The organism is Ensifer sp. 22460 (assembly GCF_052044935.1).
Lineage (GTDB): Bacteria > Pseudomonadota > Alphaproteobacteria > Rhizobiales > Rhizobiaceae > Ensifer.
In genome coordinates this window covers 172,673-186,121 of record NZ_JBQENZ010000006.1, presented here as the reverse complement: position 1 = coordinate 186,121, position 13,449 = coordinate 172,673, and the positions used below count along the sequence as shown (strand labels likewise).

16 protein-coding genes are annotated in these 13,449 nt (G+C 63.5%); 9 read left to right on the top strand and 7 right to left on the bottom strand.

The features are described 5' to 3' along the window. Positions 1-38: 38 nt before the first annotated feature. On the bottom strand, positions 39-611 hold the full coding sequence (locus tag ACTJKM_RS09755) for a TetR/AcrR family transcriptional regulator (RefSeq protein WP_058329758.1): 573 nt from the start codon (positions 609-611) through the stop codon (positions 39-41). 87 nt (positions 612-698) lie between these two features. On the opposite strand from ACTJKM_RS09755, the gene ACTJKM_RS09750 reads away from it, so the two are divergent. The 4 genes from ACTJKM_RS09750 (at position 699) to ACTJKM_RS09735 (ending at position 4,265) form a co-directional block, all read left to right on the top strand. Then, positions 699-1,607, top strand: coding sequence for an SDR family oxidoreductase (locus tag ACTJKM_RS09750; RefSeq protein ID WP_058329757.1), 909 nt, complete (start codon positions 699-701; stop codon positions 1,605-1,607). Between the two features lie 159 nt (positions 1,608-1,766). Beyond that, positions 1,767-2,021 carry a hypothetical protein gene (locus tag ACTJKM_RS09745; protein WP_057251839.1) on the top strand — a complete coding sequence of 85 codons (255 nt, stop codon included), beginning with the start codon at positions 1,767-1,769 and terminating at the stop codon, positions 2,019-2,021. Positions 2,022-2,353: 332 nt separating this feature from the next. Then, complete coding sequence (locus ACTJKM_RS09740) at positions 2,354-3,343, top strand: L,D-transpeptidase family protein (protein ID WP_113511482.1); 990 nt, start codon at positions 2,354-2,356, stop codon at positions 3,341-3,343. An 82-nt stretch (positions 3,344-3,425) separates the two neighbouring features. Then, positions 3,426-4,265 carry a L,D-transpeptidase family protein gene (locus ACTJKM_RS09735; protein ID WP_440660264.1) on the top strand — a complete coding sequence of 280 codons (840 nt, stop codon included), beginning with the start codon at positions 3,426-3,428 and terminating at the stop codon, positions 4,263-4,265. A 48-nt stretch (positions 4,266-4,313) separates the two neighbouring features. Here the strand turns inward: ACTJKM_RS09735 and ACTJKM_RS09730 are convergent, their stop codons facing one another. After that, positions 4,314-5,030, bottom strand: a complete 717-nt coding sequence (locus ACTJKM_RS09730; protein ID WP_440660262.1) for a L,D-transpeptidase — start codon at positions 5,028-5,030, stop codon at positions 4,314-4,316. A 185-nt stretch (positions 5,031-5,215) separates the two neighbouring features. After that, positions 5,216-5,971, bottom strand: a complete 756-nt coding sequence (locus tag ACTJKM_RS09725) for a L,D-transpeptidase (protein ID WP_440660261.1) — start codon at positions 5,969-5,971, stop codon at positions 5,216-5,218. Between the two features lie 115 nt (positions 5,972-6,086). Here ACTJKM_RS09725 and ACTJKM_RS09720 point away from each other — a divergent pair, with 115 nt between their 5' ends. The 3 genes from ACTJKM_RS09720 (at position 6,087) to ACTJKM_RS09710 (ending at position 8,687) form a co-directional block, all read left to right on the top strand. Further along, a complete protein-coding gene (locus tag ACTJKM_RS09720) occupies positions 6,087-6,749 on the top strand; it encodes a response regulator (RefSeq protein ID WP_057251842.1) in 663 nt (220 codons plus the stop codon). Continuing rightward, positions 6,749-8,122, top strand: coding sequence for an ATP-binding protein (locus ACTJKM_RS09715; protein WP_440660259.1), 1,374 nt, complete (start codon positions 6,749-6,751; stop codon positions 8,120-8,122). Before ACTJKM_RS09720 ends, ACTJKM_RS09715 begins: the two co-directional genes overlap by 1 nt. A gap of 130 nt (positions 8,123-8,252) precedes the next feature. Continuing rightward, complete coding sequence (locus ACTJKM_RS09710) at positions 8,253-8,687, top strand: GFA family protein (RefSeq protein ID WP_057251844.1); 435 nt, start codon at positions 8,253-8,255, stop codon at positions 8,685-8,687. Between the two features lies 1 nt (position 8,688). Here the strand turns inward: ACTJKM_RS09710 and ACTJKM_RS09705 are convergent, their stop codons facing one another. After that, complete coding sequence (locus ACTJKM_RS09705) at positions 8,689-10,365, bottom strand: SulP family inorganic anion transporter (protein WP_112996264.1); 1,677 nt, start codon at positions 10,363-10,365, stop codon at positions 8,689-8,691. 314 nt (positions 10,366-10,679) lie between these two features. Here ACTJKM_RS09705 and ACTJKM_RS09700 point away from each other — a divergent pair, with 314 nt between their 5' ends. After that, positions 10,680-10,997, top strand: a complete 318-nt coding sequence (locus tag ACTJKM_RS09700) for a potassium channel family protein (RefSeq protein WP_058329749.1) — start codon at positions 10,680-10,682, stop codon at positions 10,995-10,997. Positions 10,998-11,048: 51 nt separating this feature from the next. Here the strand turns inward: ACTJKM_RS09700 and ACTJKM_RS09695 are convergent, their stop codons facing one another. The 3 genes from ACTJKM_RS09695 to ACTJKM_RS09685 all read right to left on the bottom strand — a co-directional run bounded on the left by ACTJKM_RS09695 (position 11,049) and on the right by ACTJKM_RS09685 (position 12,393). Continuing rightward, complete coding sequence (locus ACTJKM_RS09695; RefSeq protein WP_057251847.1) at positions 11,049-11,651, bottom strand: nitroreductase family protein; 603 nt, start codon at positions 11,649-11,651, stop codon at positions 11,049-11,051. A 46-nt stretch (positions 11,652-11,697) separates the two neighbouring features. Next, positions 11,698-11,910: a hypothetical protein gene (locus ACTJKM_RS09690; RefSeq protein ID WP_057251848.1), complete on the bottom strand. Its 213-nt coding sequence runs from the start codon at positions 11,908-11,910 to the stop codon at positions 11,698-11,700. 288 nt (positions 11,911-12,198) lie between these two features. Continuing rightward, a complete protein-coding gene (locus tag ACTJKM_RS09685) occupies positions 12,199-12,393 on the bottom strand; it encodes a hypothetical protein (RefSeq protein ID WP_058322977.1) in 195 nt (64 codons plus the stop codon). A gap of 106 nt (positions 12,394-12,499) precedes the next feature. Here ACTJKM_RS09685 and gcvA point away from each other — a divergent pair, with 106 nt between their 5' ends. Beyond that, positions 12,500-13,399, top strand: a complete 900-nt coding sequence (gene gcvA / locus ACTJKM_RS09680) for a transcriptional regulator GcvA (protein WP_058329747.1) — start codon at positions 12,500-12,502, stop codon at positions 13,397-13,399. Positions 13,400-13,449: the final 50 nt, after the last annotated feature.

The window sequence follows — 13,449 nt, the reverse complement described above, 5'->3', positions numbered from 1 at the left end:
TTTGACAACCGGGTGACTGAAAGGCCGTGGCGCTGACCTCAGGCCGTCGGTTGCCTTGCAAAGGCCTCAACGAAACGCCGCAGGCTCTGTTCGACGAACTCCGCGACAGGCACTTCTGGGTCGAAACTCCACCAGAGCAGCGATCCCTGCCATTGCGATGCCATCAGGAGTCCGAGTCCAGGGGCAGCGGCGGGCAATCCCGAAAGACATTCGTCGAGCACGCCGGAAAGCACGTCGCGCCATTTCGCTCCCCGCGCACGCAGCAGCGGGTCCCGCAGGTCTTCCCTGAGAATCCGGAGATCGTCGGCATAGGATTCGATGGCGCCATAATCGCCGGACAGGCCGACGAGCAGCGCGATGGCTCCCTCCGGCGTTCTCGGCACCGTCGCCACCAGCTCCGCCGTCTGGCGGTCAAGGCCGTCCCAGGCCTGGTTGAGCGCGCGCTGGATCAACTTCGTTTTGTTTTCAAAGCGCTGCACGAGCGTGGCGCCGGAAAGGCCGGTCCTTGCGGCGAGCGCCGCGAAAGTCAGGCCATCCGGCCCTTCGGCCCGCATCAGCGCAAATGCAGCCACCAGCACCTCTTCGTCTGGCATCGTTTTTGGTCGTGGCATCTTGACTCTCATTTATAACCGAACAATCATTTATATATCCCATTCAAGAGAGAGCACCAGCGGCTATCGGCCCCAAGGAGGAAAACAATGACGCTCGAAGGAAAAATCGCGCTCGTCGCCGGCGCGACACGGGGCGGCGGGCGCGGCATCGCCGCGGAACTCGGCGCCGCCGGCGCCACCGTCTACGTGACCGGCCGCACCACAAGGCAACAGCAATCCGAATACAAGCGGCCCGAAACGATCGAGGAAACGGCCGACATCGTCACCAGCCTCGGCGGCAAGGGTATTGCCGTTCAGGTCGATCATCTCCACCCGGCCGAAGTCGCAGCGCTGATCACGCGCATCCGCCGTGAACAGGGGCGGCTCGATATCCTCGTCAACGACGTCTGGGGCGGAGAAAACCTGTTCGAGTGGGAGAAGTCCGTCTGGGAGCACAATCTGGAGAACGGCCTGAGGCTTCTGCGCCTCGGCATCGACACCCACCTGATCACCGCGCACTACGCCCTGCCCCTGATGATAGAGAAGCCGGGCGGGCTGCTCGTCGAGGTCACCGACGGCACCGCCGAGTACAATGCCACTCACTACCGCATTTCCCCCTTCTACGACCTCGCCAAGGTGGGGGCCAACCGCATGGCCTGGGCCCATGCCAAGGATCTGGCGCCGCACGGTGCGACCTCGGTTTCGATCACGCCCGGCTGGATGCGCTCCGAAATGATGCTGGAGCATTTTCAGGCGACCGAGGAAACCTGGCTGGAGGGGGCAAAGGTCCAGCCGCACTTCGTCATTTCCGAAAGCCCGCGCTTCGTCGGCCGCGCCGTCGCGGCGCTGGCGGCCGATCCGGACAGGGCGCGCTGGAACGGCCAGTCGCTGTCGAGCGGTGGACTGGCTCAGGTTTACGGTTTCACCGATCTCGACGGCTCGCGGCCCGATTGCTGGCGCTATATGCGCGAGGTGATGGAGGCAAACAAGCCGGCCGATGTCACTGGATATCGGTAAGCCTGATGTCGCATGCCGCTGCGGCTTCTCGATGCATCCCGCCCAATAGAGCGCGAGAAATGACGGTCATGACAACGGCCGAGCTTGAACCGAAAGGCGGGCTCCTGTAGGTCCGGGTTCGACGGAACGGCGCGGCAGCGCAATCAGGTGTGATGGAAGATGGCGTCGCGGGATCGTTATTCGAGAAAGCTGGAATGCGCGAAATGCGGAGCGTCCGGTTTCGCCGAAGCCTCTGAAAATGACAAGGCGAAGGGCGGCAATCGCGGCTTTCTCATCGACGTCATGCCCAAGGGCTTTTCGACCGAGCGCACCTCTCCCGACCCCGCCAAGCACATGGTCCGCTGCCGCTGCGGCAACGTTTTTGCGTTCAGGCAGAAGACCGTCTACGCGCCCGGCAGCGAGCCACGGGACTGACGCGCCTGGGGCAATCCGGCGCCCGCGTTGAGAAAAAATTCACCATCTTGTCTCAACATCGACCCCATCGGCGGGCAGCTATGGCGGCGCGTGTTCAAGTATTGTTGATCGCCAGTGCCCAGGACAAAGGCTTGCAGCCAGGGCTGCCACCGCTTAATCGCTGAACTAAAGCCGACCCGCTGTGCGTCGAACGCATGCCGTCGGTAACCGCGCCGAACGCAAGACGCTGGGCGGCGGCAGCATAGCCAGGAGCCCGCATGCGGCGCGAGACGATACAGAGCCCCTCTTCCCAAACGCCCTCCACTGGCAAGTTTTTCACGCAGGTGCGTCGGATGCGGCATGCTCTGGCGATCGGCGCGCTGGCACTTGCGCTTTCCAGCTGCATGGCGCTCGATGCCGACGACGTGCGCGAACCGCCGCCGATCCCGGCCAAGCTGATCGCCGCCATGGCGAAGAACGGCAGCAAGCCTGAAAGCCCGGTTCTGGTGCGCATCTTCAAGCAGGAAAGCGAACTGGAGGTCTGGAAACAGAACAAGCAGGGCCAATACGCCCTGCTGAAGACCTACCCCATGTGCCGCTGGTCGGGGAAGCTCGGCCCGAAGACGAAGGTGGGCGACCGCCAGGCGCCGGAGGGTTTCTACCATGTCTCGGCCGGCATGCTGAATCCGAAGTCGCAGTATTTCCTGTCCTTCAATCTGGGCTATCCGAACCGGCTGGAATCGGCGCTCGGCTACACCGGCGAAGCGCTGATGGTGCATGGAGCCTGCTCGTCGTCGGGCTGTTACGCACTGACAGACCAGGGCGTCGGCGAGATCTACTCCGTCGTCCAGCGCGCGCTTGCCGGCGGCCAGGGCACCTTCCAGGTTCAGGCCTATCCTTTCCGCATGACCGCCGAAAACATGGCCAAGCACCGCGGTGATCCGAATTTCGAGTTCTGGAAGAACATTAAGCAGGGCTACGACATCTTCCAGACGACGAGGCGCCAGCCGAAGGTTTCGGCCTGCGGTCGCCGTTATGTCTTCAACACCGAATTCGCCGATGGCGAGCCGTCCGATCCGCTCGCGGCCTGCCCCGCCGCTGCGACGGCGCCAGACGCCGGGCTCGTGGCAAAGCTGCAATCGGAGGACGCGAAGCTCGCGGGCCTGATGGCAAACCAGACGTCGGCGCCGCTCAACGCCTATGTCGACGGCGGCATGCATCCGAGCTTCCGGGCGCTCCTTGAGAAAAACGGCGCCGAAAAGCTGGCAGCGAAGATCTCGGGAACTAAGTATCCTATTAGCCGACCCGAAGCGGCGCTGGCGGATCCCTACGCTGGCCTGTGATCGTTCGTCGGCTGGCGACGCACAATTGGCCTGAAAGATCGGTTGCATCGCCAGAAGCGAACACAGGACAATCGAGGGTTCTATGCCTGAAAGAGAGATCCGCCGCCGCACCTTCCTGCAACTCTCCGCGGGGCTCGCGGCCGCCGGATTGGCAGGCTGTGCCTCGACGCGGCCGACGGTGACGCGCTCCTATGCGCCGGAACCTATCCCCGAGATGAACGCCTTCCTTGCCGATATGTACGGCGAGAAGCCGAACGAACCCTATCCGCTGCCGGCCATTCCCTACGAGAAGATCGATCCCCGCTTCTATCGCCAGATGGTCGCCGACCCCACCGGCGAGAGGCCGGGAACGCTGGTCGTCGACGTCGGCAACCACTTTCTCTATCGGGTCTACGAGAACGGCCAGGCGATGCGCTACGGCGTCGGTCTCGGGCGCGCCGGCTTCGCCTGGGCCGGGCGCGGCGTCATCCAGTACAAACGCGAATGGCCGCGCTGGAAACCGCCGAACGAAATGGTGGCGCGCCAGCCCGAGCTGCAACAATTCAGCATCGAGGCCGGCGGCATGGACCCCGGCCTCAAAAACCCGCTCGGCGCGCGCGCCATGTATATCTTCCAGAACGGCGAGGACACGCTCTACCGCATCCATGGCTCACCGGAATGGTGGACCATTGGCAAATCGGTATCCTCGGGTTGCGTGCGCATGATCAACCAGGACGTGGTCGACCTTTACAATCGCGTGCCAAACGGCACGCCGATCGTCGTCACCGATCTCACGGGCGGGGGCATGGTGCAATCGCAGCCGATGCCGGAAATACAGCCACTTCCGGACTCCCAGCCACTTCCGGATTCGCAGCCACTGCCGCAGCCGCAGGACTACATGCAGATGGGACCGGACGGACTTCCGCCGCCTCAACCGCTCTGAGGCAAGCCGTCCGGTGATAGCTGGAAGGTCACGCCAAAGCGTAGCGCGTCACAAGACGAGCAGCAGCGTCTTACCTCTGACGCGATCGTAGAGATCGATCGCGTCCTGCTGCAGCATGCGCACGCAGCCGGCGGATGCGTTCTTGCCGATCGAGCGCCACTGCGGCGAGCCGTGGATGCGGTAGAGCGTGTCCTGACCGTTCTGGAAAATGTACATGGCGCGCGCGCCGAGCGGATTGTCGAGGCCCGGATCCATGCCGCCGGCGTCGATGCCGTATTTCTTGAGGTGCGGCTGGCGCGCTACCATGTCGTCCGGCACCGTCCAGCGCGGCCACTTGCGCTTCCAGTGCACGACCGCGCGCCCCTTCCAGGCGCGGCCCGCAGCACCGAGACCGACGCCGTAGCGGATGGCGCGACCGCCCGGCAGTACGTAGTAGAGGAACATCGTCTGGGTATCGACGACGATCGAATAGGGCGGCTCGTTGGTGGCATAGGCCACTTCCTGGCGCAGGAACTGCGGCTTGATCTCACCGTACTGGATGCCTGGAACGTCGTAGCCCTCGTCCTTCACCGGCGCATAGGCCTTGGCGTAGTCGAAGGTCTTCGTCGCCACGCCCGAGGCATCGGCTGCCTTCTCCGGCGAGCCACCGTCCCCGGCGATCGGCTCGATCAGCTTCGGCTTCGGTTCTGGTTTCGGGATCTGCGTGCAAGCGCTCAAGACAGAGCTGGCGATCACCGCGAGCAGCGAGCGGCGGGACAAATTCATCGACACGTTATTCTATTCCAGGTTGGGGATTTCGGTAGGAAATGTTCTGAGGAGAGGCCCGAGGCTGTTGGGCCGAACCGTGACCGAAATGTGGTGATAATCATTCTTTGGCGTGGATCGCCGCCCGCTGCGAGCACTCGTTTCCGGAGTGTTGCAGAATTCCCGCGCCACCTCTGTTGGCTGCCTTAGCCGATGGCCAGATCGCCCTTCGTGGGATCCGGAATGACGACGATGGTGCTACCGTCCCGCACCTGATCGTAGAGATAGACGACATCCTGATTGAGCAGGCGAATGCAGCCCGACGAGACCGCCTTGCCGATCGAATGCGCCTCGGGACTACCGTGAATCCGATAGAGCGTGTCCTTGCCGTCCTTGTGGATGTAGAGCGCACGGGCGCCGAGCGGGTTCTTGATGCCCGGCGGCATGCCGCCATTGGCGATGCTGTAGGGCGCGAGCTTCGGCTGGCGCGCGACCATCTCATCGGGCGGAGTCCACCGCGGCCATTTGCGCTTGTAGGCGACAATCGCCCGCCCGGACCACGCGAAACCCTCGCGGCCGACGCCGATGCCGTAGCGCATCGCCCGCCCGCCGGGCAGCACATGATAGAGATACTTCGCCGGCGTATCGACGATGAGCGTGCCGGGCCGCTCGCCGCTCGGATAATCCACCTCCTGTCGCCAGAACTTCGGATCGATCTCGGCGACCCTCACCTCGGGGATCGGAAACTCTTCATCCGGCATCGCGTGGTACATCGGCGGCACGACCGGCCCGGCCGCGGCGCGGACGGGTGTTGCCGCCGGCACGACCGCCGGCGTCGGACGCGCGGTCGCGCAACCGGTGACGAACAGCGAGGCTGCTCCGACGACAAGGCTGCGGCGGGTGAGCGTGATGCCGGTCTTGTGATCGGCCGTGGATGAAGAGGGCTCGTTTGGTTCGGTCATATCGGGCATTCAACGATTCGATTGTTGCAATGCCGCTTCAGAGGGAAGTCCTACCTTAAGGCTGCCTTAAGGGAGCGATTTAAGAGTTCCGCTCTCAAAAATGTGAGGAATAGCAATGCGAGTCCTGATCGTCGAAGACGACGATATCCTCAGAGACGGCCTGAAGGTCGGCCTGGCGCTGGCCGGATTTACCACCGATGCGGTCGGCACCTGCGACGCGGCGGCGACGGCACTCGCCGCCAACAGCTTCGACGCGATCGTACTCGATCTGATGCTGCCGGATGGTTCCGGCATGGATATCCTCAAGGACTTGCGCTCCAGCCAGAATGACACTCCCGTGCTCCTGCTGACGGCCCGCGACACAGTTCGCGATCGCGTGGCCGGCCTCGACACCGGCGCCGACGACTACCTCGGGAAACCCTTCGACCTCGACGAAGTGGCCGCACGGTTGCGGGCGCTGTCTCGGCGGTCTACCGGCCGTGCGACGGCGGCGCTCGAATGGGCAGGCCTGCGGCTCGATCCCGCCCGGCAATCGGTGGAACAGGCCGGCAAACCGGTGCAGCTCTCGCGGCGTGAGTATTCGATCCTGCACACGCTGATGGCACATCCCGGCGTCATTTTTTCGAAAACCAAACTCGAAGACAGGCTCTACGGCTGGCAGGAGGAAATCGAAAGCAACGCCGTCGAGGTCCACATCCATCATTTGCGCAACAAACTCGGCCCCGGCCTGATCGAAACCGTCAGGGGCATCGGCTATCGGCTGGGTGGGGCCGGCTGATGCGGTCGCTGCGCACCCGCCTCTTCGCCATACTGTTGATCACGACAGGACTGCTGTGGCTGTCAGCGACGGTGTGGATCTTCCTCAGCACGCGCGCCGAGGTGGAGCGTGTGCTCGACGCGCGGCTGATGGAGGCCGCGCGCATGGTGAATTCGCTGATCGTCAGCCCAGACATGATGAAGGAGGAAGGCGACGGTGACGCCAACCGTCCGGCGCAGAGCGCGATCAAGATTCCGATTCTGGAGCACCCGCACTACGACCGGCAGCTCTCCTGCCAGATCTGGTCGCTGGACGGCACGCTGATCGGCAAGTCGGACAGCGCTCCCGACACGACGCTCGCGCCGCATGCGATGGGCTTCTCGGAAACCGTCATCAACGGTGAGACCTGGCGGGTTTTCGCGGTCGAGAATGCCAGCCTCGGCGTACGCGTCCTCGTCGGCGACAACCTTCGCATCCGCGACCGGCTGGTCAACGATCTGGTCAAGGGGTTGCTGCTACCGGCGCTGCTGATCATCCCCCTTCTGGCCGTCTTGATCTGGCTCAGCGTCGGGCGCGGGCTGGCACCGCTCCGGAAACTTGCGGGCGATCTCGCCGCGCGCGAGGCTTCGGATCTGCACGCGATCGAAGACGTGGGCACGACGCGCGAAATCAGCCCGGTGTTGAAATCGCTGAACGGCCTCTTCGCCCGCGTCGCCGGTGCCCGCGAGCGCGAACAGAACTTCATCGCCTTTGCCGCCCACGAACTGCGCACGCCTCTGGCCGGCCTCAAGACGCAAGCCCAGGTCGCGCTTGCCAGCGACGACGGCGAGATCCGTGAAAAGGCGCTCGGCCAGATTGTCGCCGGGGTCGACCGGACCGGCAAGCTGGTGCGGCAACTGCTCGACATCGCCTCCGTCGAGGCCTCCGAGAGTGCCAAGCCAGCAGGAGCCTTCAATGCCGGTGAAATATTGACAGGTCTTCGGACCGAACTCGCCGGCCAGGCTCACCGGGTCGACGTCGCCATCGACCCGCACCTCTTCGGTGTGAAGATCGAGATGGATCCGGACCTGTTTCGCCTGGCGGCGCGCAACCTCCTGGAAAATGCGATCAACCATTCGCCGCCTGGCGCAACAGTCTCCTGCACCTGCGAGATGGCGGCCGGCCGCCTCGTCATTGTGATCAACGACACAGGCCCTGGCATTCCCGACGAGGAGATGCCGCACGTGACCGAGCGCTTCTTCCGCGGCCGCTTCAAGACATCGGTCGGCAGCGGCCTGGGCCTCAGCATCGTCGAACGGGCGCTGGATCGTACCGGCGCGGAGCTCGAGCTCCGCAACCGGCAGGGCGGCGGTTTGTCGGCTCGCATCGTGCTGCAGCAAAGCCTCATCCGGTAACCGGCTATAGGACCTAGCTCGAAAGGAGGCGTTGACCTCAGGATCAGGCGTGACACGCTCAGGCTTGGGTTCATATCGGCCATCCGCGAGAGCCCATTCTCCGGATGACGCGAACCGAAAGGAGACAGTCATGGCAGCGAACGGCAGCTACAACGGAAAGTGCTTCTGCGGCGCAGTCGAGATCGAAGTGAGCGGCGATCCGGCCGCCATGGGCTTCTGCCATTGCAATTCGTGCCGGACGTGGTCGGCGGGACCCGTGAATGCCTTCACGCTTTGGCCGCCGGAGAAGGTCCGCATCGTCAAGGGCGCGGACAATCTTGTCGGCTACCAGAAGACCGCGACGAGCGTGCGCAAATGGTGCAAGGCCTGCGGCGGTCACCTCATGACCGAGCATCCGCTCTGGGGCGTGACGGACGTCTTTGCTGCGGTCATCCCGGCACTGCCGTTCAAACCCGCGCTCCACGTCAACTATCAGGAGACGGTGCTGCCGATGAAGGACGGCTTGCCCAAGTATCGCGACTTCCCGCCGGCATTTGGCGGCACCGGAGAATTGATCGCGGAGTGAATCAGGCCGCTGCCGGAGCGATGCTCGCCAGATAGTGCTGAAGGGCTGTGCGCGTGTTGACGAACAGGCGATCGGGGCCGAGCTGATCGGCAAAACCGGAGGCCCGCACATAGGCGAGCACATCCGGGTTCAGCTCGGCCAGCCAGACGGTGACCCCGTGCTCGCTGATGCGACGCTCGCCCTCCGTCATCATTTGCAGCGCGGAATATTCGATATCGAAGACCCGGCTCATGTCGAGCACGAGAACCTTGGGCTTGTGCTTGGCGACCAGCATCTGCGCCTGGTCTGCCACTTGCTGTGCATTGGCAAAGAACAGGCGCCCCTCCGGCCGAAGGATCAGCAGCCCTTCGAAGGTCTCGTCGTCAGGATGATCCGGCGACAGCGGCCGGAGCCGATCGGTGCCGCGCTTGCGGCCGACGACATAGACCTTCGCCGATGCTGCCTGGCGGGCCAGTCCGATGAAGGAAAGCACGATCGCAACGATGATGCCCTGCAGCGTCCCGAAGAGCAGCACGCCGAGGAAAGCCGCCAGCGCCCACTGAAACTCCATTCGCCGGACCTTGCGGACCGACCAGAAATCCGCCGGTTTGATAAGCCCTATCGAATAGACGATGACGATTGCCGCCAGCACCGCCTGCGGCAGCAGACCCAGCATGGGCGCCAGCACCAGCATCGTGGCAGCCGCTGCCGCCGCGGTGACCAGCGACGCCACCTGCGAATGTCCACCGACGGCACGCACGACGGCCGTCTGTGATGTTCCGCCGCCGGCGCTCATGGCGCCGAAAAGCGCGCCGCCGAGATTTGCAGCGCCGGTTGCCAGTAATTCACGGTTCGCCCTGATCGGCGGGTCGGAGGGGGCGGCAAATGCACGCCCGGCGGCGATGGTCTCGGTGAAACTCATTAAAGCGATGCCGAGCGCGCCGGGCAGAAGCTCCTGCGCAAGACCGAGGCTCGGAAGCGTGATCGAAGGCAGAGACTGCGGGATGAAGCCGACGGTGGAGACACCGAGCGCCTCGAGGCCGGCGAACCAGGAAAGCGCAATGCCTGCAGCCACCGCCAGAAGCGGCGCCGGCGAATGCGGCCAGAGCCGCTCCATCGCAAGAAGCGCCACCAGCGCCGCAGCCGCAATTGCAAGCGTCAGTAGCGAGGTCTCGGACAGATGGCCGGCGATGCTCAGGATATCCCGGAAGAAGCCTTCCTTGGTGAAGTGAAGGCCGAGCAACTTCGGCACCTGGTCGAGCACGATGACGAGGCCGATGCCGGCCTTGAAGCCGATCAGGACCGGCGAGGAGATGAAGTTGGCGACGAAGCCGAAGCGGAGAAGCGAAGCCAGGATGAGAAGCCCACCGGTCATCGCCGTCAGCGTCGCGGTTGCCGTTATCAACTTGCCGGGATCGCCATCCGGGACGGCAAGGCCGAGCTGTGTTCCGGCGAGAATGGCAAGGGTCGTGGTCGACGAGACGCTCAGCACCCGGGACGTGCCGAGAAGCGCGTAGATGATCATCGGCACGAAGGCGGTGTAGAGACCGACACTGACAGGCAGACCGGCGACCGTGGCATAGGCCATCGCCTTTGGCAGAACCACGGCAGCGGCCGTGAGACCTGCAGTCACGTCGAGCCGGAAACCCGCAGTGGCACCGCGACCGTCGCCGACAGGCGAATGCTCGTTCGATGCCATCCGGACTATCCTCTGGCAGGAGCTTTCATGAAGTTATTCTAAAGCGATAGCACTGGGTAAAATCCGTTGCAAGGAACGCCTCAGCCACACTTCGGGCATCACTTGTCGCCTACCAAAGCAGACGCTGGCAGGCTGCTCGACTTGCGGATATCTTGAGGACTGCGGGTGCCGGGCCGAGAGGGGATTTCGGCGGCAGGGAGCGAAGCCAAGGCGGACCGTCGCAGGCGTACGGAATCGTTAGCACGGCGGGCTTCCTACCTGGCGAGAGGGAGGGTTGCGTGGCGAAATCTCATCGCAGGAGCCATTCAAAAAGAATGCGGCGCCTGTTCTTCTCCAATCTCTACCAGCAACTTCAGGTGCTCTGGCCGATCTTCTCCGCAATCCTGATCGTGATGACCGGATGCGGTGTCATCATTGGCCGCATCGAGGAATGGCGGCTCGATGAATCCCTCTATTTCACCTTCGTCACCGGGCTGACGATCGGCTACGGCGACATCACGCCCAAACACCTGAGCGCACGGCTGCTGGCTCTGGTGATCGGCTTTTCCGGCATCGTCCTGACCGGCCTCGTCGCGGCCATCAGCGTTCAGGCGCTGAACGCGACGAGCAAGGATGAAACGGACGATCGCTGAGGAGAGCGGGCCGGCAATGTACCCCCGCTCCCCGTCCAAGTCTGCCGAAGCTTAGCCGGCCACGAAGCGCCCTTCAGACACGATTTCGGAGAGGGCTTTGCGCGGGCTTGGTTGCTCGCGCTGTTGCAGAGCCTCCGGAAGCAGAGCCTTATCGCCGAGGCGTCCGATCGCGACGGCAGCCTCGATCCGGTAGTTTTCGGGAACTTCGAGTTCGGCCCGCGCGCGGTCGTAGTCGATGCCGGCCATGCCGTGCGCCTGCCAGCCGGAATGGGCCGCCTGAAGGGCGAGTGCGCCCCAGGCGGCGCCCGTATCGAAGGAATGGGTGTAGGAAGGCACCTCCTTGCTGGCGCCTGGCGGCAGCAGGGAGGTTTTCGACAGCACGAAGATGAGGGCCGAAGCCTCCTTTGCCCAACTGCGGTTGAACTCGTTCAGAAGACCGAGCAGCTTCTCCCAGTCCTGTCCGCCGCGGCGGGCATAGACGAAATGCCAGGGCTGGGCATTGTAGGCTGATGGCGCCCAGCGGGCGGCCTCCAGGATTTCGAACAGTTCGGCCTCGGAAATCTCTTCGCCCGAGTAGGCCCGCGGCGACCAGCGTTCGAGAAAAAGCGGATTGATCGCGTGATCCGCGACGCGTGAATTCACATGCAAGGTCATGGGGATGGTCCATTCATCGGCGACGTGCTGCCGCCTTTCGGGTTGGTCATTGACGGCCGAAGCTTTCGTATCGGTCGCAACGACTTCTTAAGGTCGAGATTTCATCGGAGAGTTCGGCGATGCGGTCCCTGAGCTCATTGGCCGTGCCGTCCTCGACATCGTCGAAGCCGAAACAGTCCCGCGCCTCGTGCAGTTCCAAACGGCCCTGCAGGACCTCGCGAATTGCGCTCAAACGCTCAAATTGCCGCAGCATACTCATCTCGGACCTCATTTTCAGCCGATCAACGCAAACCTGCGCCGACCGGAGGGCGTTTCTGCCCAGCTCGATTCCTGACCGAGCCTTCCGAGATTATCCACTCAAATAGTAGATTAAAGGAATTCTGACCCAAAGAGCAGGCGAGAGATGAAAAAGTGCTCCGCTTTTGGCGCACGTCAAAGCCGCGAGTGAAGGGGCAGTGCAATGGAGGAAGGAGGCCGCGGTGATGGTGATGCGCTCAGCGGAATTGACGGACCTGGGCGATGGGAGGCTCGCCCAGGTCGGAAGCGGTCAAGCGGTCGGGAGGTCCTTCGCGTCGGGGCGGTTGCCATCGAGGAAGCCCATGTCCCGTTTCAGGTGATCCGACAGGTCTCTGACGTCGACGACATCGAGCGCGCGACGCTTCCGCGCGAACAGAAGCGCCAGCCAGGAGCGCGCGGAAAAATCGTTTGTCGACGAAAAACTACGTACTTGAATGGTTGTCATAGCCGTCATCCTCTTCATCAATCCGTCTAATGGACGGACCTTGAAAATGGTTATGAACAGCATCACCTTCCAATCGAATATCGCTTACCATGCATAAGGCCATTTAATGCATAAGACCCTTCCGCTTCCACCATTGACGGCGATCCGCGTCTTCGAGGCGGTCGCCCGGCATGGAAGCTTCACCAAGGCCGCAACCGAGCTCGGCATGACCCAGGCCGCGGTGAGCTATCAGATCAAGGTTCTCGAGGATCGGCTCGGCGCGCCCTTGTTTTTGCGCCGACCGCGCCAGATCGCCTTGACAGAAGTCGGACAGCGGCTCGCTCCGGCGGTCACGCAGGCTTTCGAGCAGCTCAGCGAAGCCTATGTCACGGCGCGCGGCGGCGCCCAGGGAACGCTTGTCATCAGCACGATCGCCACGTTCGCCTCCAATTGGCTGGCGCGGCGTCTTGGCTCCTTTCAGATCGCCCACCCTTCCCTTGCCGTCCGCCTTCAAACGGAGCCTCACCTGGTGGACTTCAGCCGCGAGGAGGTCGATATCGGCATTCGCTCAGGCCGCGGCGACTGGCCGGGGCTTACGGCGCACCGGCTGATCAACGCCGACTTCACCCCTATGCTCAGCCCGAGCCTCGCGGCCAGTATCGGCGGGGTGAAGGAGCCGGCCGATCTGTTGCGTCTGCCGCTGCTCGATCCCGGCGATCCCTGGTGGGCGAAATGGTTTGCGGCCGCGAATGTGCCAGCAGAGGGGCTTTCCAGTCGTCCCGGCGCCAGCATGGGCGCGCAGGCCTATGAGGGCAACGCCGCCACGGCCGGCCAGGGCGTGGCGATCCTGACGCCGGCGTTCTTCGCCGCCGAGCTGGCCGATGGGCGCCTCGTCCAGCCCTTCGATCTTCTCTGCAACGACGACCATGCCTACTGGCTGGTCTACCCGGAGACGCGGCGCAATTCACCGAAGATCAGCGCCTTCCGCCAATGGATCCTCGGCGAAATCGGGGTGTCATCGCGCTGAAGCGGGAACCGAGAACGGCACCCCGAACCGGACTGATCTGCCATGGAATT

Bases quoted from the DNA above. Each gene is read 5' to 3' on its own strand.
- ACTJKM_RS09755 (WP_058329758.1), bottom strand. From the start codon at position 611: ATGCCACGACCAAAAACGATGCCAGACGAAGAGGTGCTGGTGGCTGCA.
- ACTJKM_RS09750 (WP_058329757.1), top strand. From the start codon at position 699: ATGACGCTCGAAGGAAAAATCGCGCTCGTCGCCGGCGCGACACGGGGC.
- ACTJKM_RS09745 (WP_057251839.1), top strand. From the start codon at position 1,767: ATGGCGTCGCGGGATCGTTATTCGAGAAAGCTGGAATGCGCGAAATGC.
- ACTJKM_RS09740 (WP_113511482.1), top strand. From the start codon at position 2,354: ATGCGGCATGCTCTGGCGATCGGCGCGCTGGCACTTGCGCTTTCCAGC.
- ACTJKM_RS09735 (WP_440660264.1), top strand. From the start codon at position 3,426: ATGCCTGAAAGAGAGATCCGCCGCCGCACCTTCCTGCAACTCTCCGCG.
- ACTJKM_RS09730 (WP_440660262.1), bottom strand. From the start codon at position 5,030: ATGAATTTGTCCCGCCGCTCGCTGCTCGCGGTGATCGCCAGCTCTGTC.
- ACTJKM_RS09725 (WP_440660261.1), bottom strand. From the start codon at position 5,971: ATGACCGAACCAAACGAGCCCTCTTCATCCACGGCCGATCACAAGACC.
- ACTJKM_RS09720 (WP_057251842.1), top strand. From the start codon at position 6,087: ATGCGAGTCCTGATCGTCGAAGACGACGATATCCTCAGAGACGGCCTG.
- ACTJKM_RS09715 (WP_440660259.1), top strand. From the start codon at position 6,749: ATGCGGTCGCTGCGCACCCGCCTCTTCGCCATACTGTTGATCACGACA.
- ACTJKM_RS09710 (WP_057251844.1), top strand. From the start codon at position 8,253: ATGGCAGCGAACGGCAGCTACAACGGAAAGTGCTTCTGCGGCGCAGTC.
- ACTJKM_RS09705 (WP_112996264.1), bottom strand. From the start codon at position 10,365: ATGGCATCGAACGAGCATTCGCCTGTCGGCGACGGTCGCGGTGCCACT.
- ACTJKM_RS09700 (WP_058329749.1), top strand. From the start codon at position 10,680: ATGCGGCGCCTGTTCTTCTCCAATCTCTACCAGCAACTTCAGGTGCTC.
- ACTJKM_RS09695 (WP_057251847.1), bottom strand. From the start codon at position 11,651: ATGACCTTGCATGTGAATTCACGCGTCGCGGATCACGCGATCAATCCG.
- ACTJKM_RS09690 (WP_057251848.1), bottom strand. From the start codon at position 11,910: ATGAGTATGCTGCGGCAATTTGAGCGTTTGAGCGCAATTCGCGAGGTC.
- ACTJKM_RS09685 (WP_058322977.1), bottom strand. From the start codon at position 12,393: ATGACAACCATTCAAGTACGTAGTTTTTCGTCGACAAACGATTTTTCC.
- gcvA (WP_058329747.1), top strand. From the start codon at position 12,500: ATGCATAAGACCCTTCCGCTTCCACCATTGACGGCGATCCGCGTCTTC.